A 24,067-nucleotide genomic window follows, 5' to 3' on the forward strand; every position below is an offset into this window, starting at 1 on the left:
CAATACCCGTTAGGGTAGTGTTGAAAAAAATAACCATTCAGAAATATTCAGAATTTATTGATAATTAATCAATTATATTTTTAAAACCCGAAGGAAAATCAAAGAAATACAGTTTAAAGTTTTGAAATTCAATTAATTGCTATTTTCAGACCACTACATTTATAATGCGTCCGTTAATGACAATGAATTTTTTAGGTTCCATTCCTTCGGTAAATTTTAACACTTTCTCATCGGAAAGCACGAGTTTCTGGATATCATCATTGGACATATCCAGTGGTATTTCCAAATTGGCCCGGTGTTTGCCATTGATCTGAATGGGATAATTAAAGGCAGATTCCAGCAGGTAAGCCTCCTTATGAACGGGGTAAGCGGCATCCGTTACAGATGAGTCGTTGCCCAATTGAGTCCAAAGGACTTCAGCGGTGTGCGGTGCAAACGGGGTTATCAATTTCACCAGCTCCTGCAGGACGGATTTGGAAACGGATTTGAATTTGGACAAATCATTCACGGCAATCATAAATGTAGAGATGCAGGTATTGAAACTTAGGTTTTCTATATCCTGATTTACTTTCCGGATGGTTTTATGCAGGATTTTCAATTCTTCCTGTACGGGTTCATTATCCGTATATTTCACATTTCCGAAATCATCGAAGAACAGGCGCCAGAATTTGCGCAGGAAATTCGCCACGCCTGAAATGCCATTGGTATCCCAGGGTTTGGCGGTATCTATAGGCCCGAGGAACATTTCATACATGCGGAATGTATCTGCTCCGTATTGGTCAATGATTTGGTCAGGATTGACGACATTGAATTTAGATTTGGACATTTTCTCGACTTCACTGCCGCAATAGTAATTTCCATCTTCTTCTGTAATGAAAACAGCCTCTTTATAATTGATATCTTCAGCTTTTAATCTTTCAATATCAAGAATATCATTTTTTACGTATTTTATATCAACATGTAGCATTTGCAAAGAAGCTCCTCCTATTGCAATAGTTCTTTTAATATAATAACTATCAAAAATATTCTCAAAATAAGATAAATAGTCTGGTTTAAGCTTGTCTTCTTTGTCTAAAAGTATTTTATAATCATTTTTCGAAATTAAAATTGAATTGAAGCCCAAATCATTACTTAATAAAATCTTACCATCATCATAGTGAACATCTGAGAATGTAAATCTATACACAAACTTACTCACCCCCTGTATCATTCCCTGATTCACCATTTTTTTGAATGGTTCTTCGGTGCTTACTTTTCCAACATCTTTCAGGAATTTATGCCAGAACCGGGAGTACAATAAATGCCCAACGGCATGCTCGCTGCCGCCTACGTAGAAATCGACATTCTGCCAGTAATCAGATGCCTCCTTACTGCAAAACGCCCCCGTATTGTTCGGGTCCATGTAGCGCAGAAAATACCAGGAACTGCCGGCATAACCGGGCATGGTATCGGTTTCCATACGGGTACCCCCCCCAAATTGTGTCACCCATTCTGTGGCAGTTGCCAAAGGGCTTTCGCCCGTGCCGGTCGGTTTGTAGGATTCAACAGATGGAAGCGTAACCGGAAGTTTGTCTTCTTCCACCGTGTGTATGATGCCATCCGTATCATAATAAATCGGGAACGGTTCACCCCAGTAGCGCTGACGGCTGTAGCCTGCATCCCGCATACGGAAATTCACTTTGCCATAGCCCAGCTTAAGTTCTTCTAATCTCTGAATCAACAAAGCGGTCGCCTCTTTATATTCCATTCCATTGATAAAATCAGAATTGATGTATTTACCATCTTTTGTAGGGTCAGCTTCCAAGTCCAGATTTTTCTGGGCATCCAGTATGGCGGGTTTCGGCAAATTGAATTTTTCAGCAAAAAGATAGTCGCGCTGATCGCCGCTCGGAACCGCCATCACAGCACCCGTACCGTAACCTGCCAGCACATAATCTGCAATATAAACGGGTATTTCCGCATTGGTGAATGGATGCAGGACATAAGCGCCGGTGAACTGACCGGAAACCATTTTCTCTGCCTGCCGTTCGATATCAGATTTGGAGGCGCACAATTTAACATAGGAATCTATCTCTGCAGTATATTCAGGCGTTGTAATCTGTTTCACCCAATCATGTTCCGGTGCTATCACCAAGAATGTCACTCCAAAAATGGTATCCACCCTTGTGGTGAACACATCGATTTTCCCTTCATGTCCTTTCAGCGGGAACGACACCATCGCACCGGTGGATTTTCCGATCCAGTTGCGCTGCATATCTTTCATGCTTTCCGTCCAGTCGAGCGTATCCAGTCCGATTAAAAGCCTGTCTGCATAAGCGGTTATACGCAGGAACCATTGCGACATTTTTTTCTTTTCTACGGGATGCCCTCCCCGTTCGGAAACACCATTTACGATTTCATCATTCGCGAGCACCGTACCCAAAGCCGGACACCAGTTTACAAAAGAATCTTTCTGGTATGCCAGACGGTATTCCATGAGTATGGATTGTTTTTCCAAAGCTGAAAAATTTCTCCAATCTTCGGCAGAAAACGCCAGAACATCTACATTTGCAAATGCCGTATTGTTATGATTGCCGTGTTCTTCAAAATGTTTGATTAAAACAGCAACATCATATGCACATTTATTTTTGCAGCAATAAATGGAATTGTATAATTTAAGAAAAATCCATTGGGTCCACTTGTAATAGGCCGGATCGCAGGTAGTGACCTGCCTGTCCCAGTCGTAGCAAAAACCGATCTTTTGCAGCTGTTTGATGTAGGTCTTGATATTATCCTTTGTGGTTTTCTCAGGATGTTGTCCGGTCTGAATGGCGTACTGCTCAGCCGGCAAACCAAAAGCATCAAAGCCCATGGGATGCAGCACATTAAATCCCTGCATTCTTTTGTAGCGTGCATAAATATCGGAAAAGATATACCCCAGCGGATGCCCGACATGCAACCCCGCACCGCTTGGATACGGAAACATATCCAGGATATAGAATTTGGGTTTGGATGTATCCTCCGTGACTTTATACACTTTCTGATTATCCCATTTTTTCCTGGCAAATTCTTCTATTTCTGAAAAGTTGTACTGCATATCTGATTAAAATAAGTCAAAAAATTAAGTACGAAATTAATGATTTGACTGAATAATATGATTCTTTGGGTTTTATGGTATTGTTAGATAAAAAAACCCGGCGTAAGCCGGGATAATAAAATAACGAAAAAGATCAGTTATATCCACTTTGCCACGAAAGTATTCAAATCCTTACGCAGTTTGTTGAATAATAACTCAAATGTTTGTACTCTCTCTCTTAAATCCGTGTGATCTTCTAATTTACGATGGTCACTGGCTGTTGGATTATCTTCTATGTTCCTGACGACATCCCCTTCACATGCGCTGATATCATGCTTTAAGATATCAATTTGCTCTTCCTGAATAATCAATTTATTCTGAAACCGTTCCACCCATCCATGCATCTCTCTGTCAGAATTTTTGTGGGATATTTCTTCCAGTCGCTTTTTCATTATTTCCAAATCTTCTCCATAAAAAGAAAGCAGGTTTTTCCATTCTCTGTGGTCGTGATGAAGTTCAGATAAATACTTTTGTGTAGTCATAATCGTTTAATTTAATTTAATACGAAGATGTAAATAACTTCAGTAAAATAGTATGATAAAAATCATCTCGGAAAATGATTTTTATAGGTTTTGCGGAAAATCTATCTAAATAATGCTTTTTCTTCCTGTTTCAAAAAGAAATGAGGGTAGCTTTTCTTCAAAAGCATGACAAACATGTCGTGCGGGACATCATGAAAAGTACCGTAATCACGGAGGTATTGCATAAACAGGCCGCCACTGACATCATACTGTTGAAATATAGAATCATTTATTCCGTCAAATTCAAGAGGTGGTACACCTAAATGTTCACAGAGTTCAAGATTAAATGCCGGTGTCGCCTTAACCCATTTACCATTGAGGTACATCTCTGAACAGGCGTGAAAAACCAAAACATCTGTCTTTAAGGTCTCCATTAATTTCTCCACGCCAATGTGATTTTTCACATCAAAAAAACAAAACCTGCTGGGGATACCTGCAGCACGCAGACACGCATTCAAAAGGCACGCCTTTTCAATGCAATATCCGCTCTTATTTTCTCTATTGAAGAGTGAACTGGCTTTCATCGCCACATGGCGTAAATCTATATTGTAAGGATTGTATCTCCAACCATCACGAACGGCGTAATATAACTTAACGGCATTTTTGGTTTTATCCACTTCGTTGCCGATGGTGTTTTTTACAAATCGCTGAATATCCGGCTGCTCGCTGTCAACGAAATAAGTGGGTTGTACATATAAATCAATTCCTAAAGACACATTATTCATTGCACAAATGTACAAAATCACACAGGCTGTGAATAAAGTTAGAGGTTAAGTAATTAAAAAATCCTTATTTTCGTCAAATGTCAGAAGATTTGCAGCAGAAGGTACCGCAGAAACGCAAACCCAGCTTTGCATATGCCATTATCAGCATTGCCATGATATTGCTGCTGATAGGGTTATTCTCCTTTGGTGTTTTTGTTGTACAAAAAGAAATCAATAAAATCAAAGAAAGTGTACAGATTGACCTTAATTTAAAAACAGACATCACCGAAGTTCAGAAGAAAACTATCTCAGCTTACCTGAAAAAACAAAACTACATCTCTAAAATCACGTTTAAAAGCAAAGATGAGGCAGCTGAACAGTTTGAAAGGGAATTAGGTCAAAACTTTCGCGAAATTTTAGGAAGCAATCCTTTGTATGATGCATACATCATTAATCTAAAGGCAGAATTTTCCAACCCTGATTTTATTAAAGATGTAAAATCCGCACTCATTGGGTTACGCGGAGTTCAGGAAGTATTTTATTCTGATTTAGCAGTCAGTACGGCTGCACGAACCCTACGACCCGTCACTATCGGTGTTGCCATCCTGAGCCTTATCATGCTGGTAGTAGTCTTTATGATTATTGACAATACGATTCGTTTAATGATGTATTCCCAACGCTTCACCATACGCAGCATGCAGCTGATTGGCGCCAATGAGTGGTTTATCATCAAACCTTATATCTTAAAATCCATCATCTCCGGTTTGATCAGTTCTGCCATTTCCATCCTGCTTTTAGGAGGCATCATCTACTTAACAATTTATAAGTTTTCTGTTCGAATAGAAGAGCAGGATTTTGTAACTTTGCTTTTCATAGCTCTTGGTTTAATCGTTTTTGGTATTTTAATTTCCATTACGAGTACCTTTTTCGCGGTCAACAAATACCTAAAGATTAAACTGGACGAACTTTATTAAACCTTTAAAAATGGCAAAAAATAAACCGGTTCAAAAACCGATTCCACAGACAAGACAACCTCAACCCGCAGTTAAAAGCGTTTCTGCTTCCGGTAAAGCAAACAGCGGCAGTTGGTTTAAGATTCCCAAAAGCCAGAATGAAGTATTGCTGTTCGATAAAATCAATTACATTATTCTGGGTGTTGGTGCATTTCTGATCATCTTAGGTTTTATCTTAATGAGCGGAGGTAACACGGACCCAAAAGTCTTTAACGAAGCTGAAATCTATTCTTTCCGTAGAATCACCCTGGCTCCCATTGTTGTAATCCTTGGTTTCATCGTGATCATAGTCGCCATACTGAAAAAACCGGCTTCAGTTTCCAAAAGTTAAACTTTTTTTTAATCTTGCGGCACGCATGTCATTAATTTATTTTCTAAATAATTTTTACTTGTTTACATCATTCATCCCTTTTTTCTGAATATGGACATCATTCATGCCGTAGTGCTTGCTATCGTTGAGGGACTCACTGAATTCCTTCCCATCTCCTCTACAGGGCATATGATTCTTACCAGTTCAATAATGGGTATAGAAAAAGATGAATTTACCAAGCTTTTTGAAATAGCCATACAGTTAGGGGCCATCTTATCCGTGGTCGTTCTATACTGGAAAAAATTTCTTGATTTCACCAAATGGCAGTTTTACCTAAAGCTTGCTGCGGCAGTCATACCGGCGCTTATTCTTGGAAAACTGTTTGACGAAAAAATCGATGCACTGCTGGAAAGCCCGGCTACCGTTGCCATCAGCTTATTAGCGGGCGGAATCGTTTTATTGTTTATCGATACCCTATTCCAGAAAGGAGAAATCAAGGAAGAAAAAGAAATCAGTTTCATCAAAGCATTTATTATCGGATGCTGGCAGTGCCTCGCGATGATTCCAGGCGTGAGCAGAAGCGCTGCGAGTATTATCGGCGGTATGCAGCAAAACCTCAGCAGAAATATTGCCGCAGAATTTTCTTTCTTTTTAGCCGTTCCCACCATGGCTGCTGCCACCGGATATAAACTGCTGAAGACCTTCTCCACCCATCCGGAGATACTGAGGGACAAACACAACTTATATATGCTTGCCCTTGGAAATGTTGTAGCCTTAATTGTAGCCATGTTAGCCATCAAATTCTTCATCCGTTATTTACAAAAAAACGGATTTAAACTTTTTGGATGGTATCGGATTATTCTTGGTGCAATTGTTTTAATACTTTTGCAAATGGGCATCATCCAATAACCAATCTCCATTATGATGACATATCCAGATTATCATTTTACCGAAGGTGAAATTATCCTTATTGATAAGCCATCAGACTGGACAAGTTTTGATGTGGTCAACAAAATCAAATTCGCCCTCAAGAAAAATTACGGTACTGTAAAAATCGGGCATGCGGGAACGCTGGATCCGAAAGCAACGGGATTGCTGATACTTTGCACCGGAAAAAAAACCAAGGATATCCAGCAGATCCAGGATGCAGAAAAGGAATATACCGGCACCTTTTTTCTGGGTGGAACGACAGAATGCTACGATTCTGAGAAACCCGTAAATCAAACGTTTGACATCAGCCAGATCCTGCATGAAGCTATCCTGAAATGTGCCGAAAGTTTCGTCGGTGTGCAGGAACAATTTCCACCTATCCATTCGGCCGTAAAAATAGACGGCAAACGCGCCTATTCCCTTGCCAGGCAAGGAAAAGAGGTTGCGATAAGACCCAAACAGATTACCATCCGTACATTTGAAATTACCGGAATAGAATTACCTCTTATACATTTCAGGGTAGAATGCACGAAAGGGACTTACATTAGAAGCCTTGCCCATGACTTTGGAAAGCGATTGAACAACGGTGCCTATCTGTTCGCACTGAGGCGCACTAAAATCGGTACATATTCGGTAGATGATGCGTTGAAGCTGGAAGATTTTGTTCAAAGTTTACCACCTGTCCAACCATAGTTTACAAAGATTATAGTAACTTTGCCCACTTTCCGCATTAGTATGCAAATTCATAAAGGGATCAATCATCTACCTGTTTTTAAAAATACGGTGCTCACTATCGGTACTTATGACGGTGTTCACTTCGGACATCAGCAAATCATCAAGCGGCTGAAAGATATTGCACGTGAAATAGATGGAGAAACGGTTTTATTGACTTTTGACCCGCATCCGCGCCTGATTCTGCATCCCTACGATGAAAAGCTGAAACTGATTTCCACCATAGATGAAAAAGAAGAGCTCCTCGCCTCTTTCGGATTAGACCATTTGGTCATTGCGGAGTTCTCCAAAGATTTTGCCTCCATGGATGCAAAGGAATATGTAGAAAAAATTCTGATTGCCAATTTTCAACCTAAAAAAATTGTGATCGGTTATGACCACCGTTTTGGAAAAAACCGGCAAGGTGACATCCATTTGCTGCGTTCGCTGGCGGCTACCTATCACTTTGAAGTGGAAGAAATCCCGGCACAGACCATTGATGAGATTTCCGTCAGTTCAACAAAAGTGCGCAATGCGCTACTTGATGGCGATATTCATACAGCCAATCAACTCCTTGCACATCCATTTACCATTAAAGGAAAAGTAATTCACGGCGATAAAATCGGCAGGGTGCTTGGTTTTCCGACCGCCAATATTGAAATATCCAACCCGCATAAGCTTATACCGGCCTCCGGCGTGTATGCCGTAAAAATCAACGTGGAAGGGCAATTTTATAAAGGTGCCTTAAGTATCGGTTACCGGGAAACGGTTTTTGACAACAGCAGATTAACCATCGAAGTGTTTATCCTGGATTTCGAGGGAGATTTATACGAAAAGCCGTTAGACATGATTTTTGCCGCATACCTTCGCCCTCAGATAAAATACGACAACTGGGAATTACTGAAAGTGCAGATAGAAAATGATGTACAGGATGTAAGGAATGCCATCGAGTTATAATCCAACAGATTTTACCATTGCGATATGCGGAATATCGTCTTCCATATAGGGTTCACTCACTCGTACGAATCCAAAACCTTCATAAAATTCCTGCAAATATGCCTGCGCTGAAATCTTAATATCTTTATCCGGAAACAGTTGTACCAATTTTTCTATCGCTTCTTTCATCAACTGCTTTCCGAACCCTTCTTTTCGCCATACGGTTTTACTGGCTACACGCCCTATGGATGTATAACCATTATAGGAAATCCCTTCCGGGACCAAACGTGCATACGCAGCCAGTCCTGACTCCATATACAGCAACAAATGCCAGCATTTACGGTCTTTGTCGTCAATATCCCTGTAAATACAATTTTGTTCGATTTGAAAAACCTCTTCGCGCAACTGAAGCAAATCGTATAACTCCGAGGGAGTCAGGTCATTGAAATATTTAAAAATGGAATGCATTATTCTTCTCCGAAATATTCAGCAAAAATATTTTCCGTTTCCTGCAGCTTAATGCTGTGCAAACTGCAACCTTTAATATGCGGTTTCAGTTGATTCCAGATAATCCGTGACAGATTTTCGGTAGTGGGATGTATGTTGTCGGGGATAAAAGTTACATCCAGATTCAGATTGGTGTGGTCCAGCCTATCCACCACTTTTTCTTTAATAATCTGACTAAGTTCCTTTACATTAATGATAAAACCCGTTTCCGGATCCGGCTCACCTTTGACTGTCACGTACAGTACATAATTGTGACCATGCCAGTTTTTATTGGCACATTTCCCGAACACGGCATCATTCTGTTCTTCCGTCCAATGATGGTTATACAGCCTGTGCGCTGCATTAAATGTTTCCCTTCTTGTTAAATAAAGCACTTTATAAAATTAGGCATTCAGGAGTAGTGATTTGTAATAAGTCCTGTATTTTTTTTATTAAATTTGAAACCATGCAACCAAAAATCACTATTGTTTCCGCCACTTTACTGGAAGTAAAACCACTTTTTGAAACATATAAGCCTGTCAAAACCGGTTTTAACGGTCTATTTGCAGTCAACGATAATCTCCATTTCCTGATAACCGGAATGGGAATGATGAATACGGCAGCCCATCTGGCACTTTACACCTCTAAATTTGAACGGGATTTTTATATCGATGCGGGTGTATGCGGGGCATTCAACAGGAATTTTAAGATTGGAGATGTTGTGCAGATTATTTCAGAAACATACGGCGATTTTGGTGTGGAGAATGACGAAGAATTTCAGGATTTTTTTGACTTGGGATTTATAGACAAAAAAGAAGATGCCTTTCAATATGGGATGTGTTCGCCGATTGAAGATGAATTCCATCTAAACATCCATTTACCTGAAGCAACTTCCATTACCGTCAATAAAGTACACGGCAATGAGAGAACGATAAAGATCATACAGGAAAAATACAACGCTGATACGGAAAACATGGAAGGGCTTGCTTTTTATTATGTCTTAAAGCTGATTGGCAAACCCGGAATTGAAATCCGTGCCATTTCAAATTATGTAGAAAGACGGAATAAGGAAAACTGGGATGTTCAGAATGCTGTAAAAAATTTGAATATGGAACTTCAGAAAATCATCCACCTGTACTCTTAACTGCGGATATTTGTCTCTTTGACAATATACAGCGGGCGCTGTTTCACATTATCCATGATCCGTGAAAGGTATTCGCCGATAATACCCAGACAAATCAGTTGTACACCACCTAAAAACAGTACGCTAATCATTAAAGAGGACCAGCCCTGCACGGTATTGTTATTTAAATACTTCTGATATAAGGTGTACAATATGACAGCAAATGAAATCAGTGAAACGACAAATCCCAAATACGTTGCCAGTCGCAAAGGCAGATTGGAAAATGCCGTAATTCCGTCAAATGCAAAAGCAAACATTTTAGGATAGGAATAATTGGTATTACCGGAATAGCGCTCATCCCTTTTATAGACGATAGATGTCTGATTAAATCCTGCCCACGCAATCTGGCCACGCAGGAACTTGTTGCGTTCCGGCATAGCGACAATGATATCCTTAATCTTTTTAGAAATAATACGATAATCTCCTGTGTCCAACGGAATATTAACATCAGACAGCCGATTGATAAACCTGTAAAAAAATTTGGCAGTAATCAGCTTATGCCAAGACTCGCCTTCCCTATGTTCCCGTTGCGCAAATACCACATCGTAACCGTCTTTCATTTTGGAATATAAATCTATAATCAGTTCCGGCGGATCCTGCAAATCAGCGTCTATAATGACAATGGTATCTCCCGTCGCATATTCCAAACCCGCAAAAACCGCCAACTGATGGCCGAAATTTTTGCTGAAATCAACATATCGTATCTGCCTGTTTGATTCGGCAAATTTCTTTATAATTGCCAACGAATTATCCCTGCTTCCGTCATTGATAAAAATAATCTCATACTCATTGCTAATAGACGTAACTGTGTTAACTATCCTGTCCAGCAATACTGACAGATTATTCTCTTCATTAAAGACCGGTACGACAACTGATATATCCACAGAGTAAATTTACAAATTTGATATTAGCATTGCCTTATTAGAGTCACTATTTTTGTGGATTTTTTAATAAATTAAGCTCTACGAGTCCTTTTTTATGCATCCACACGGATTTCCAGTGTTTTAATTGAATCAGCTGTTCCTCTGAAAAATCGTTTCCCACATTAGAATACAGCACAAAAGCAACTGTGTCAAGAGAATGGCCATTTACGTTTATCAACCTATCTCTGTTATCATCCATTTTATACTGATACGTGCTGACATTCATCGGAAAAACAGTTCCAATCCCTTTCTTATCAACAAATTTATTGATATTGCAATATTCAATAAACCGGCTCATACCTGTGTGGTAAGGAACATGTGCGAGGGTGCAGTCCCAGCCATTGGATATAGATGAAGGATAAATCTGGAAATTTCCAAGCAGCAGTAAAAAAAAAGTAAAGATGGTAAAGATTATTCTTCTTTCAGAGAGAACCAATATCACGGACGGCAGCATTAATACATATACGACTAAAAAATAGCGGTGATTGATAGGGTTCGAAAACGGCAACACTAACAATGAAAAGATAACCAATGGGATCAGCCACAGCAATACAAGAATATCCAACTTTCGAATACTGAACAAATAAAACAAGCCAAGTACTGAGAGAATAACTGCTCCGTAATCAAACATGGCGCGACCAATAGAAAACACATTCTTTACCATACCACCCAAACCTACAATACCTCTCTGAGCGCTCCACTCCTGTGAATTGGTGGCAAAAACCCATCCGGTCATTAGAAAGTGATAGTAATACCATGAAGCTGCCAGCAGAACCGCAGGAATAAAAAGTAAATTCCATTGTATCCATTTTTTTAAATCCCTCTTCATCCAAAAGTAAATGGTTATGGAAAGTGCTGCCAGGCAAAACAATCCTCTAATTGAAACTCCGGCAATTATTATGGCTGAAAGTACAAGAAGAAATTTTTTGTCCTTCAGAATAGAAACCAATGCCAGCAAATACAGACTTAACAAAACCGCATCATAGCTGACGAGTAGATTTTGTGTTATGACTGCGGGAATACCTATAAATAACAACAATCCTATCCATTGCTGTTTCCCAGAAATGGAAAAATACTTTAACAACAGAAGAAACGAAAAAAAGCCCGTTATCGTAAAAGGTAAAAGTGCTGCATGTGCCGAAAAGAGTGATTTTCCGAACAGATGATAGAATGCAGTCAGATACAGGTAAAAAAGCGGCGGATGCCCCACATCCCATCTTGGTGGAGCAATAAATGATTGTAAGCCATCCTCATAAAAATGCTGGGTGATGGTAGACGTAAGAAGCGTATCCCAGAAAAAAGGCAGGTGCCAGGAAAACACATTTACGGCAAGCGCCAGCAAAAATGCAATCAGGTAAATGAATGTAGGATGATTCCATGCCACATCCAAAAATAACATTTTCAAGTGTTTTTTATTGTATTTTCTGGCTAAAAGAACTGTCCGAATAATCATCGGCATCCGTTCTGGTTGGCTACTTGAATATTTCAGGTTATATTTATGGCATGCAGCCGCTGACACTCGCCATCTCACCCTGTCCCAACGATACCTTCATTTTTGATGCTATGCTGCATCATAAGATCGATACGGAAGGGTTGGGTTTCAAACTCGTTTTCGCAGATGTGGAGCAATTGAATCAGGCTGCTGGCAGAGAAGAATATGATATTACCAAACTCAGTTATCATGCCTATGCGCATGTATCGGATAATTATATTTTGCTGCATTCCGGAAGTGCATTAGGCAACCATTGCGGCCCTTTGCTCATCAGCAAGCGGGAGCTGTCCGAGGCAGAACTTACCCATGCTAAAATTGCCATACCGGGAAAATACACGACCGCTAATTTTTTATTTTCGCTGAAATACCCAGCTGCCAAAAACAAAACAGCTGTTCTTTTCTCCGAAATTGAAGAAGGCGTGTTAAATGATCAATTTGATGCAGGCGTCATCATTCATGAGAATCGTTTTACCTACGCATCAAAAGGGTTAAAAAAAATCATTGACCTCGGAGAATACTGGGAACAAACATACAAAGTTCCGATTCCATTGGGCGGCATTGCCATAAAGAGAACTGTTTCCAAAGAAATACAATTGGCAGTAGAACGTATCATTCGCAGAAGCATCGGGTTTGCCTTTGCCCATCCGGACTCCTCCTCTGAATTTGTACAAAAGCACTCACAGGAAATGAGTATGGATGTTTGCCGTAAACATATTGAATTATACGTCAACAAATACAGCATTGATTTAGGGTTTGAAGGTGAGCTGGCTGTCAATACGCTCTATAAGATTGCGCTGGGAAACAATATCATTCCTGATTTAACTTACCCTATATTTGTTGGATAAAGAATTTATTTACTGGCGAAGTCGCTTAATGCCTGCATACGTTCATGGACATTGACAATCCATTCCTTTTGCATTTGGGTATTCATACTATGATTGGTTTCCCGATCGTAATCTTTCTGCTCTTTATCCCAGTCGCTCAGTATTTGTTTTCCAATACCATTTATCTTTTTAACATCTTTTACAGATTTCACCTCATCTGTCAGGCGTTTTCTGAATAAACGGGCATAGAGTTCTGTAATGTCAAAATGCAGCTGTTCGTGCTGCAATATGTAATCCGATTGTTTATCCTTGTAGCTCCAGGATAGCTGAGGATAATATTTTGCCGTCACCTTCCAATCCAGTACATTGTTTTTTGCCGTATAAGAAAACTCCACAGAAGACGCCGTCGCTGCAACTTCTGATGCATTCAGGAAAGGGTTGCCTCTGAAATCGGACCAGGTCAGTTTCTTATTGCTATTCCAGGTATAAAATTCTTTGTACGCATCAGAACCCGCCGGTGGCAGTGCCGCAGCGTTTAAAGCAACCAGCGCAAACAAGGAAGTTAATATTTTACCGGTCATGATCTAAAATAAATGCAAAATACGTGCCTTTTATTTTATACGAAAAGTTAATAAAAACAAAAATATGCATATTTCCAGCTTGAAAAAAATGAAAGAAGCCGCCTTATCGCAACTATAAGACGGCTTCGAGAGGTTGTTGAATGATTATCTGACCTCTGATTCCACTATCAATATTTTAGGAGTTTTAGTATTTCCTGTCGTCCGTTCCTGTCCAGTAATCGAAGCAGGTACATTCCGGACGGTTGATTATAAATCTGGATGGGTATCAATGAAGTCTCCGCTGAATTCATTTGTTCAATTAATACCCCGTTGACATCTGTAATCTCATAAGAGCTGATTTTAAAATCGGACGGAATCTCTATTGAGTACAAACCGTCAGACGGATTTGGCATTACTTTGAATACAGCACTTGTCTTTCCTTCAGCCAATGCGGCTGCTTCCGGTTCCAACATTCTTGCTGTTACCTCATCAGATTCATATGCTGGAATACCGGAGGTCAAAGCTGAAGAATTAACCAGATTCACAAAATAATCTTCAGTTTCACCACGTTTTCCTGTAAGACAAGGTGCCATTGAAACACCGTTTGCAACCCGAAGCATAACAACACGCAAACCCGTTACTCCCGGCGATGCCGTTGAAGGTATATTAAATGAAAAATTAAAGTTACCCCCTGTTGAAATGTTCACCGGCCCGACAACCCTTTCCCCTGCATCTGCAAAACTTCCGTTACGGTTCAGGTCAATATATACGGCATACATCTGTGTTCGCGCTGCTCCGGAGAATCCCGCACTTATCTGACCGGTATTACCGGCCGAACCAATGGTAAGATTTGCACTCAAACCTGTATGTATATATCCTCCTGCGTCGATAGAAGAGATGCGGCTGATACTGCCAATCTGGAACCAATCGATCCATTCCGCTGCATTTGAACCGGTAGAGACACAATAAGTGGTAAATGCTGCAATACTGCTATACGACGTGCTGCCTGCACTGCACACAGCCATTACCTTGTACTGGTATGCAGTATTTGGAGTCAGATTGTTTAAGGTATAATTGGAATTTGTTACGCCACTTACCGTTGCCCATGTTGAAGCACTTGCTTTCTTATATTGTAAAGTGTAAGAATTAACTCCGGGAATTGCGGCCCACAACAGTTTCACACTTGTTGTCTTTAATTCTGTAAATGTAAGATTTGATGGAACGGCATTGCACAATGTGGTAAACTGTGCGATTATTCCAGTACTGTTTATTTCTTGACAGCTGGTTTTTATCTGACAATCATACGTTTTCCCAGGCATCAGGTTATTAAAGACATACGAAGTACCGATGGTATTGCCCTTATATATCCATGTGGAGGAGGTGGATAACTTATAATATATATTATAGCCATATCCTGCAACAACATTTGCAGCGTTCCAGTCTAGTGCCGCTCCTGTGTTTGTTATATTCGATACATTCAGTCCGCTTGGTGCAGTACAAGGTGTTATCAGTGTCGAATAGGCATGAAAACTGATATTTTCAGGACAACCCGATCTTACTCTCCAGTCAAAGGAAACACCCGAAATCAACCCGTTTATCACCAGTGAATTAGACTGAAGCACGGTATCAATGGGTGCATTATCCAGACCAGCACCCAACCAGTTTAACTGTAAACTATAGCTGTCAGCACCGCTTACTGGAAGCCAGCTTAAGGTAGTAACATTATTGGGACTAAAGGTGGCTTGCAGGTTGGCCGGGATGCCGCACACAGGAGTATTTGTCGTAAATTGAACAGAACTGAAGCTACTGGAATCAAAACCACATAAACTGCTGATCCTACATTCATAAAGCGTTGAAGGAAACAGACCTGTTAGCATTTTTGTATTAGCAGTAGTCGTACCTGCACTGACCCAGACGGAATCGGCAGCTGGTTTATAATCTATTTGATAACTGACAGCATGATTTGCATATTGCCACTCTACCACAGCCGTATCGTTCCTTATTACAGCAGCTGCATTTAAAGGAGCGTTACAAATGGGTGATTGCGTCATAAATTGTCCATACGAATAGTATCCGTTACAATCGGGGCGGACTCGCCAGTCGTATAAAGTGGAAGAATTAAGCATACTTAAGACAATAGTCGTATCAAGGATTGCCCCTACATTTATCCACGATGAAGATGAGTTCTCTTTGAACTGTAATCTGTAACCTGTTGCCCCGTTTACCGGACTCCAGCTGAGTGTTGACTGATGGTCTAAAACAGAAACAGCTGCAGGATTCTGCACCAAGTCGCATGACGGAGCATATAACCCTACTGCAGCGAAAGCATTAGCAGTTTGTGTTGCTTCCTGGCTTCCGACTCCGAACAAGTCTTCCGCAGCTTGTATTCCAAATGTCCGGGCGTCCATATACTCGGAAGTTGAAAGAAGATAATACGAATTTAAACGATAAGCTATGGAGGCTACCTTATCCATACCAATTCCGGAAACAGCATACGTGTAATTATGATCGTTCGTGCCATTTCCACCAACCGTTAAAAGATAAAACCAATAATTCAACACACCGCTGTTGCTGTGTACCCCGCCATAATCTGATCCGTCAGATACCCAATAGTCACCCTCATAGGTATCAGGGTCATTATAGGAATTAGGGTTGCTCATGCTGCGGATGGTATAGAAGTCTCCCCCAATCAGCCAATCCTTATTAGAAGGTCTGGCAAACCATTCAATCGCTGTACCGAAGATATCACTGAATGCCTCATTAAGTGCGCCACTTTCATCGGAATAGATCAGACCGGAAGTGTGTTCCGTCAGTCCATGACTGATTTCATGGCCGCATACGTCCAGTGAAGTCAATGGTTTATTATTATTCAGACTATTCCCATCTCCATAGGTCATACGGTAGCCATCCCAGAAAGCATTAAAATAACTACTGCTGTAATGGACATAACTGTTCAAAGGAAATCCGGCATCATCTATGCTGTTCCTGTTATGTTTTTGCAAAAAATAATCATACGTCTTTTCAGTTCCCCAGTGAGCATCTGTTGCATATTCGTCTTTATTTGCATTTACATTATTCCAGATATTATCCGTATCCGTAAAGTCAACAGCACCATTGTAATTGGTCGTATTCTGAAGATTAAATGTATTAATAATGCCATTCCCGCCACCTCGTGCTGTTTCTCTTAATCTATAAAGGCTTCCGGTAAAATCAGCTGTAATCATTTGGGTACCGCTGTAAGCAGTGACTGCCGTACCAGATGCATTTGATTCGTGTAAAAGATTCCTGTTTCCGAGGATTTTACCATTCTGCGCATCAATAAATAGATACTGTCTGCCAAGAGGTTCATGTGCATAAATATCAAACTTATATGCCAGGCGTAAAGAAGATGGTATAATATCATTTTCACCACTGTAGTAAACCAATTCCGCTTTTGGGAAAAAAGTAGCGGATGCATTATGCTGTTCTCTCTTTAAAAAATCTTCCTCTTCTTTGATTTCCCACTTATACTTCGCGGCACCAACGTATTTTAATGCAAGATTCAAGGCTTTTTCTGTATCGATTGATGCCTTCTTCTGAAGGGATGGCGGAAAATCCTTTACAAGTTTCCCATTTTGGCTTACTATCTTTCCGTTTTTAGTATGGATTATCCAACCGGCATGTTCCACCTTGATACCATTATACCGTTGCTCATACCTGTAATGTGTCATGTTCCTTTTATCGGATTCACTCTTTGACTCCATTAATCCGTATATGGAAACTGATTTGCCGGAATGATCAGGCAGCGAAATATTTCCTTTTACAAATGCAGGCGCGTTTGTCTGGTATTTAATAAACGTCGGCCACATGCCGGGTTTTCCTTTTACCAAATTTTGTCCGTTTACATTCAGGGTAAATATCATTACCAATACGAGCGGCAACAGGTTAATACATCTTTTCATGGCGGTTATTTATATTGTTTGAATAATCTGAATACTATTTGTATCTGAATCTTAATACATGTTTCTGCAATACAATGTTAACAATCATCCGTAAGAGATAATGAGCTAATTGACAGCTGTGGTCTGCGGGTAGATAATCGAACAGAAAAGAGGAATAAGTGATGCCGGGGTAACGACATCTGGTGCTTTGGTTAGGATCTGCTCTCCAGCAATTGCAGTATATGGTCTTTTTTACGTTGGGAAACCGGGATGGAATGATGTCCTTCCAGTAAGAGAGAACCGCTATCTCTCTTATCATATGCAATAATCTTATGTGGATTTACCAGAAAAGAATGATGAGTCCTTAAAAAACCCAAAGGCTCCAATATATTCTCATATTCTTTCAGATTTTTGGAAACCACAATCACCTTTTCGGGAGAGAGATAAAATTTGGTATATGTACCATCTGCCTCACAAAACAGGATATCAGTCACTTTTATAAAATAGGTGGCGGAATGATCTTTCAATACAATTTTTTTATCCGGATCCATTTTGTTAGATAGCTGCTCCATCATGATACGGATCTGTGCTTTCAGGTCATTATTCCTCTTCCGGGATGCAGCCTTTGAAATGGCAGTCCTAAGTTCATCCGGGTCGATGGGTTTCAACAAATAATCAATGGCACTGAATTTAAATGCCTGGACTGCATATTGATTATGGGCGGTAACAAAAATCAGCTGAAATTCCGGATTTTGTATTTGTTTCAATAAATCAAACCCTGTTCCGTCATCCATTTCAACATCCAGCAATAAAATATCAGGAGGATCATTTTTTATTTTTTTCAAGCCATCTTCAACCCCGGTTGCTTCGTCTATCCGGGTAATTTCCGGGCAAAACGCCAGCAGCAGTTCACGGGTTGCCGAACGGATATGATACTCATTGTCTGTTATAAGCAATTTCATCTGGGCTGATAAACGGCAGGTAAATTACAACTTTAATTCCACTTCCTTCAGGATTATTATCCAAGGTAAAACGGGCCTTGCATTTCAATCGGATATTTAACAGATATATCCTGTCGATTACAATCTGTCTGGCACGAGAGATGTGACCTGAATCTGACTTGAGAGCAGTAAATCCCTTTCCGTTGTCAACAATCTCAACAACAATCTCGTCAGCTAATGTATAAAAACGGAGAATTATATGTCCCGGATAGGTAATTCCGGCAAAGCCATGCTCGATACTGTTTTCGACAAAGGGCTGGATTATCATGGAAGGTATCAAAGTATCATCCGGATCAAGCATTTCATCCAGTTCAATTGCATAACTGAATTTATCCGGATAGCGTATTTTCTGAAGATCCAGGTATTCCCGCTGAAAGTCAATTTCCTGCACTAATGTTACATATTCCTTATAGGTGCTTTCCAGTATTTCACGCATGATATGTGAAAATTTAGATAAATTAGTCGCAATCAATTTACCATCGTTTTCACGAAGTGCAAATGCCTGAAGAGAAGTGAGGGCGTTGAAAAAAAAGTGAGGATTCATTCGAGCCCTGTTCAGGCGCTCCTCTGTTTCCAGAACTAATTGCCGTTGATATAAAGTTCGCTGATGCATTATAAATGCAATTACAACCACAATCAGCAATGCAGAAACTGCAAGAAGCAGGAAAATCTGTTTCTGCTGATTCAACTCCTTAATAGTCTTCTCATTCTTTGTCTGGTTGTATTTTTTTTCCAGCTCATTAATGACAGCCGTTTTATTTATCTGAGCAAGGCTATCCTTGATACCTCTGTATCTCTCCAGAGAAATTAAAGCAACTGAGTTATCCCCAGCACCACTGGCAATCCGGTATTTCAACTCAAATACATCTGCGATATACGCAATCGAACCGGTAAGATTGTAATAAAAAAGCGCTGAATCGGAACAGGCCGATGCATCGGCATATGACTTCATATCAAGTAAAATATCAGCTTTGTCATAGAAATTTGTTGCTTTATCCGCATAGCTTCCCTTTCCAATATACAGAAAAGAGCTATCCAGGTACATTAGTGCGTTTGGATAATCCTGCTTTTCATAGAATACTCCCTGAATATTACTGTACGCTTCAGAAACAACACCAAAAATTTTCAACTGTTGTGCGGTATACAGGTAGGAGAATGCAAAATATTCAGCTGTATCCAGACTGGTTTTCAATTTCGTATCCTGATAATGCCACAGGTAGCGTTTTGAAATCTTAAACAGGATGTCTATATTACTATCTGAAAACTCCAGCTGCTCTGTCAATTTAACGGCCCGACGGGTATATCCTATACCTCTATCTGCCTGTCCCATCTGATTAAACAACTGAGCAATCATTGTACAGCAATTTGCCAGTTCATATATATTCTGATCTGATTCTGCTGCATCTTTTAACTTAAGAGAGTATTCGAGGGATTTCGGGTAATCTCCTTTGGCATAATACAGTCCTGCCCATTTTTTATAGACATTGAGGAATACACCCTGGCTGCATGAGGATGCATGATAAATCGTAAAGGCTTCATTTAAATAAAATTCTGTCGAATCATATCTGCTTTCCGCAAACATCTTGCTGGCTACTATTTCGTATGCTTTTGCCAGACAGATGTTATCCTTCGTATTTAATAAACGATTAACTACCCCTTCCTCCGCAGTATCTTCAAAATTAAGATTATCGTACTGAAGGCATCTGCATTTATTTTCAGCCCTGCAGGTATCCGTGCAGTGAAAAATCACAAGAAATATTAGCTCTGGTATTAAACTGCGCTTAAGCATGATTTGGATTCTTATATAATAACGGTAACTGAATCTGCACTTTGACACCGTTGCCATTCGTATCATTTGCTATAGAGAAACTGGCTTTGGTTTTCAATTTTATGTTCAGCAGGTATATTCTGTCTTTAACAATCTGACTGGCCCTTGAAATATGTTCCGTATTCTCTTTCACAACTGTTGATAATCCTTTCCCATTATCTGAAATCTGAATGAATAAAGAATCCTGGTTGCTGCTGAAATGAATCTCAATCTTTCCACGGTAATCGATATCAGAGAACCCATGTTCTATACTGTTTTCTGCAAACGGCTGAACAATCATGGATGGAATGAGGCATTCATCTGTTTCCAGATTTTCATCAGCAGTGACTGAATAACTGAATTTTTCCGGAAAACGGATAGTCTGAAGTTCCAGGTATTCGTTTAAAAATTCAAGCTCATGATCAACCGTTACATAATCCTTATATGTACTTTCAAGCGTTTCTCTCATTATATGAGAAAATTTAGAAAGACTGGATGCTATTGATTTGCCATCATTCTCCTTCAGAGCAAAAGACTGCAGAGTAGTCAGTGCATTAAAGAAAAAATGAGGATTCATCCTGGCCCGATTCAACCTTTGTTCTGTTTCCAGAATTGTTTGTTTATGTTTCAGCGATTGCTGCCTCGTATAAAAGAAAATCAACAACAAGGCCAGCAAAGCAGCTAAAATAACGAGGGTGTAGATTCGCTTTTGCTGAGCAAGTTCCCTGATTTTCTTTTCATTCTTTGCCTGATTGTATTTTTTTTCCAATTCACTTATGACAGCATCTTTTTCCAGCGTAAACAAACTATCCTTTACGAAGGATAATCGTTCAAACGCCCATAGCGCCCGCTTCCCGTCGCCCAATACTTTCGAGTTACGGTAGATGAGTTTTAGCGGCTCAGGAGATATCTGAATATTAAACAGGTTTGCATAACGGAGAGCAGAATAGGCCATGGACCTCGCCATAACATATTGCAGTTTGTGTTCGTATGCATAGCTTTTCTGCAAATAGGCTAAAGAAATGTACCGGTAAAAAACAGCTGTTCCTGATGGTGCGGTGAGCAACATACTGTCAGCGTAGCGCAACACATTATCATAATCCATTTTTTTATCATAATACCTGCTGAAATTATGGTAAGATTCTAGCAAATAGAAAGGGTTCTCAGATACAGCTGAAAGGCTCATGCTTTCTTTTGCAAGGGTATAAGCTGTATCCAGATAAGCGGTACTTCCCTTTTCTTCCACAGCATAATTCAGCAATACGGATACCAATCTCGGCAAGGTCATTGCCAATGCATTCGTGTTTTTACTTTTACGGGACAGTAAAACTGCCTGACGTTCATACACCAACTCCTTATCCAGCCTGTTTAACTGGTTGAAAAATGCCGCCAAATTAGAACATACCCTTATTTGCTCATCTATATCATTAGCTTTTTCTGCCATTTCCAGGGCATTCAGCGAATAATACACTGCGCTGTCCAAATCTCCGCTATACTGGAAATAGGAGGCAAAATTTGTAAAATGCCGGGACAATCGGCCCGGGCAATCTAATTTCTTCAACAATCTATACTCTTCGTTAAGATGTACTCTGGCTTCTGAAAATTTGTTTTGTGCAATTCTAATCTGAGACAACCAGTTATGATAGAAAATGTCACAAATTACAGATTTCTCATTTTTCAGTCTGACAGCAGACCACACTGCAGAATCAAGATTACCATTATTGAAAAACAGGGCATGCTGTTCATGTATTTCATATGCCTTTTCACACAAGCAATTTTCTTTCGCTTCCGTAAATACAGCGGTTAATAACAAGACGGAAACAAGAAAAATTTTAGTATTACGCATAGCATAACTGTATTACTAAAGTAAGCAATAAACAATAATCTACAAAATGCGGAGACAGACGGATTGAAAATCAGACAGTCTCAAACCCTGAATCCTATACACTTATTAAGCACATATAATCGGCTGTATGGTTAAGAGCGTCAGTTATTAAGCGAGGGTTGTAAAAATATTTTTTTTCAGATTGACCTTTAAATATAACAAATCAGTACATTATACTGATAAACATCAAATGAATGTATGAGTTGTTGAATAAATGAATTCCCCATTACTGAATAATAATATGAGAAATTCTCAATACGTTCCTGCAGTGAGTTATCCGGAAACAGCTGCAATTTAATCTTCTCTATTTGGTTCAGAGCCGTTTCATTCTTCTGTTTCAACGATTTCATTAATCGTTTTTCAATAGCCTCTATGCTTTGCAGGGATTTCTGCATTTCCGCGCCTACGGTATTCCCCAATGAAGCATCAATATTTTTTGTCAGTTCTTTAAGTTTATCAAACTCAGATGCTATGGCTGCTTTGTATACACCTAGATCAATATCCTTTTCCGTATGTGCGGCAACATATGCTTTCTTGAGCGTTTCCATTTCTTTAAAAAAATCAGGAAGCTGAAAGTCCAGTTTTTCAATCTTTTTTAGTATGTTTTCATTCACCAGCAAGGCTGAATTCCTCAACAGCAGCTGAGGATAGTTAATTTTATAATGCTCAAACACCGGCATCAACTGGAGCCAGTAGGCAATTTCGCCCGCCCCGCCAATGTAGGCCAAGGAAGGCAATACCATCTGTTGATATAATGGACGAAGGATTACATTTGGTGAGAACCGTTCCGGATAATTTTCCACTTCTTCCAACATCTCCTCTTTTGTAAATGCGATGGAAGTATTCACCACCTTAAAGATTGCAGATATCCCGTCCCATTCTATGCGCTCTCTGCTGTTCTTACTCAAATAGAACAAATTAATTTCTCTCGGCGTAGCCTGTTGTTTATAACCTTTTGCCTCCAGTTTCAGTAACTGCTCTTTAACAAGCCTGTAAGAATTCCTGTTGAATAATTCATCTATTATAACTTCTGTGTATTGCTGCTTAAGAACTTTGTCATTACCATCGATTACCATCAAACCATACTCCCCGAATAATGCATTGACAAGAAATCTTGTTGCCTTTGATAAATCAGCATTTGAATATACCATCCTGAAAAGCCCGATAAGCTCTTCCGTATATTGTGCTGTTCCTAATAACGCTTTAAGTTCTTCTACTAATGGCAAAATAGTTGCCGTATCATAAACACCGATTGCTCCACCTTGTTTATCCGTCCATTCAATTTTCTTTCCGAATAAATGAACATGGTTTATCTCCTCAAAATCGTGGTCTTCGCTGCCCATCCAGTATACAGGAACAAAATTATAGTCCGGATATTTTTCCTTGAGTTGTTTGCAGGTAGAAATCGTTTGTGCAATTTTGAAAATATAGTACAGCGGTCCGCCAAATATATTGAGTTGATGTGCCGTTACAACACAAAACGTATTTTCGTTTTGCAACGATTCGATATTATCAAGAAGTAATGGAGAAATTTTGAAACCCTCATACTGGTGTTGAATCGTTTCTTTCAATAAATCCCTGTCAATAGGTTCCCGCTTTTTATCCTCTATAATTTTTTCAATCACATCAGAAGTTGATGGATAATGATAAAACTCCTGAACCTTATCCTGTTGTGACACATAATCCAAAATAAGGTTGGAAAACAGGTTGGTTTGCTGAAAAGAAAGATTCGTTACTGTCATGAAA

General features: G+C 39.7%; 20 protein-coding genes. 7 read left to right on the forward strand and 13 right to left on the reverse strand.

Annotated features, from left to right (window positions below; translation table 11 throughout):
• Positions 1-145: 145 nt before the first annotated feature.
• From IPM95_02830 to IPM95_02840, 3 genes are all read right to left on the reverse strand, one after another.
• Positions 146-3,076, reverse strand: coding sequence for a leucine--tRNA ligase (locus IPM95_02830; GenBank protein MBK9328252.1), 2,931 nt, complete (start codon positions 3,074-3,076; stop codon positions 146-148).
• A 137-nt stretch (positions 3,077-3,213) separates the two neighbouring features.
• On the reverse strand, positions 3,214-3,597 hold the full coding sequence (locus IPM95_02835) for a hypothetical protein (GenBank protein ID MBK9328253.1): 384 nt from the start codon (positions 3,595-3,597) through the stop codon (positions 3,214-3,216).
• A 101-nt stretch (positions 3,598-3,698) separates the two neighbouring features.
• Complete coding sequence (locus IPM95_02840; GenBank protein MBK9328254.1) at positions 3,699-4,361, reverse strand: transglutaminase domain-containing protein; 663 nt, start codon at positions 4,359-4,361, stop codon at positions 3,699-3,701.
• Between the two features lie 77 nt (positions 4,362-4,438).
• On the opposite strand from IPM95_02840, the gene IPM95_02845 reads away from it, so the two are divergent.
• From IPM95_02845 to IPM95_02865, 5 genes are all read left to right on the forward strand, one after another.
• Entirely contained in the window at positions 4,439-5,314 is an 876-nt protein-coding gene (locus IPM95_02845) for a hypothetical protein (GenBank protein MBK9328255.1), read from the forward strand.
• Between the two features lie 10 nt (positions 5,315-5,324).
• Positions 5,325-5,684 carry a DUF3098 domain-containing protein gene (locus tag IPM95_02850; GenBank protein ID MBK9328256.1) on the forward strand — a complete coding sequence of 120 codons (360 nt, stop codon included), beginning with the start codon at positions 5,325-5,327 and terminating at the stop codon, positions 5,682-5,684.
• Between the two features lie 90 nt (positions 5,685-5,774).
• Complete coding sequence (locus IPM95_02855; protein ID MBK9328257.1) at positions 5,775-6,572, forward strand: undecaprenyl-diphosphate phosphatase; 798 nt, start codon at positions 5,775-5,777, stop codon at positions 6,570-6,572.
• Between the two features lie 15 nt (positions 6,573-6,587).
• On the forward strand, positions 6,588-7,286 hold the full coding sequence (gene truB / locus IPM95_02860) for a tRNA pseudouridine(55) synthase TruB (GenBank protein MBK9328258.1): 699 nt from the start codon (positions 6,588-6,590) through the stop codon (positions 7,284-7,286).
• A 42-nt stretch (positions 7,287-7,328) separates the two neighbouring features.
• A complete protein-coding gene (locus IPM95_02865; GenBank protein MBK9328259.1) occupies positions 7,329-8,261 on the forward strand; it encodes a bifunctional riboflavin kinase/FAD synthetase in 933 nt (310 codons plus the stop codon).
• On the opposite strand, the gene IPM95_02870 is transcribed toward IPM95_02865, so the two are convergent.
• Together IPM95_02870 and IPM95_02875 are read right to left on the reverse strand one after the other, a co-directional pair.
• Positions 8,256-8,708: a GNAT family N-acetyltransferase gene (locus IPM95_02870; protein MBK9328260.1), complete on the reverse strand. Its 453-nt coding sequence runs from the start codon at positions 8,706-8,708 to the stop codon at positions 8,256-8,258. The genes IPM95_02865 and IPM95_02870 overlap by 6 nt on opposite strands.
• A complete protein-coding gene (locus IPM95_02875; GenBank protein MBK9328261.1) occupies positions 8,708-9,121 on the reverse strand; it encodes a 6-carboxytetrahydropterin synthase in 414 nt (137 codons plus the stop codon). The genes IPM95_02870 and IPM95_02875 overlap by 1 nt, the downstream gene beginning before the upstream one ends.
• 71 nt (positions 9,122-9,192) lie before the next feature.
• Between IPM95_02875 and mqnB the strand changes: the two genes are divergently transcribed.
• On the forward strand, positions 9,193-9,870 hold the full coding sequence (gene mqnB, locus IPM95_02880) for a futalosine hydrolase (protein ID MBK9328262.1): 678 nt from the start codon (positions 9,193-9,195) through the stop codon (positions 9,868-9,870).
• On the opposite strand, the gene IPM95_02885 is transcribed toward mqnB, so the two are convergent.
• Positions 9,867-10,793 carry a glycosyltransferase family 2 protein gene (locus tag IPM95_02885; protein MBK9328263.1) on the reverse strand — a complete coding sequence of 309 codons (927 nt, stop codon included), beginning with the start codon at positions 10,791-10,793 and terminating at the stop codon, positions 9,867-9,869. The genes mqnB and IPM95_02885 overlap by 4 nt on opposite strands.
• 46 nt (positions 10,794-10,839) lie before the next feature.
• A complete protein-coding gene (locus tag IPM95_02890) occupies positions 10,840-12,237 on the reverse strand; it encodes a hypothetical protein (protein ID MBK9328264.1) in 1,398 nt (465 codons plus the stop codon).
• Between the two features lie 98 nt (positions 12,238-12,335).
• Here IPM95_02890 and IPM95_02895 point away from each other — a divergent pair, with 98 nt between their 5' ends.
• A complete protein-coding gene (locus IPM95_02895) occupies positions 12,336-13,169 on the forward strand; it encodes a 1,4-dihydroxy-6-naphthoate synthase (protein MBK9328265.1) in 834 nt (277 codons plus the stop codon).
• Between the two features lie 5 nt (positions 13,170-13,174).
• Here IPM95_02895 and IPM95_02900 read toward each other — a convergent pair whose 3' ends face one another.
• From IPM95_02900 to bshC, 6 genes are all read right to left on the reverse strand, one after another.
• Positions 13,175-13,729 (reverse strand): DUF922 domain-containing protein, encoded by a 555-nt coding sequence (locus IPM95_02900; protein ID MBK9328266.1) that lies wholly within the window; start codon positions 13,727-13,729, stop codon positions 13,175-13,177.
• Positions 13,730-13,896: 167 nt separating this feature from the next.
• A complete protein-coding gene (locus IPM95_02905; protein MBK9328267.1) occupies positions 13,897-17,649 on the reverse strand; it encodes a M4 family metallopeptidase in 3,753 nt (1,250 codons plus the stop codon).
• A 191-nt stretch (positions 17,650-17,840) separates the two neighbouring features.
• A complete protein-coding gene (locus IPM95_02910; protein MBK9328268.1) occupies positions 17,841-18,590 on the reverse strand; it encodes a response regulator transcription factor in 750 nt (249 codons plus the stop codon).
• Positions 18,565-20,379 (reverse strand): histidine kinase, encoded by a 1,815-nt coding sequence (locus tag IPM95_02915; protein MBK9328269.1) that lies wholly within the window; start codon positions 20,377-20,379, stop codon positions 18,565-18,567. Before IPM95_02915 ends, IPM95_02910 begins: the two co-directional genes overlap by 26 nt.
• Before the next feature lie 31 nt (positions 20,380-20,410).
• Positions 20,411-22,282, reverse strand: a complete 1,872-nt coding sequence (locus IPM95_02920; protein ID MBK9328270.1) for a histidine kinase — start codon at positions 22,280-22,282, stop codon at positions 20,411-20,413.
• Positions 22,283-22,470: 188 nt separating this feature from the next.
• On the reverse strand, positions 22,471-24,063 hold the full coding sequence (gene bshC, locus IPM95_02925; GenBank protein ID MBK9328271.1) for a bacillithiol biosynthesis cysteine-adding enzyme BshC: 1,593 nt from the start codon (positions 24,061-24,063) through the stop codon (positions 22,471-22,473).
• Between the last annotated feature and the right edge of the window lie 4 nt (positions 24,064-24,067).

This window comes from Sphingobacteriales bacterium (genome assembly GCA_016719635.1).
Lineage (GTDB): Bacteria > Bacteroidota > Bacteroidia > Chitinophagales > JADIYW01 > JADJSS01.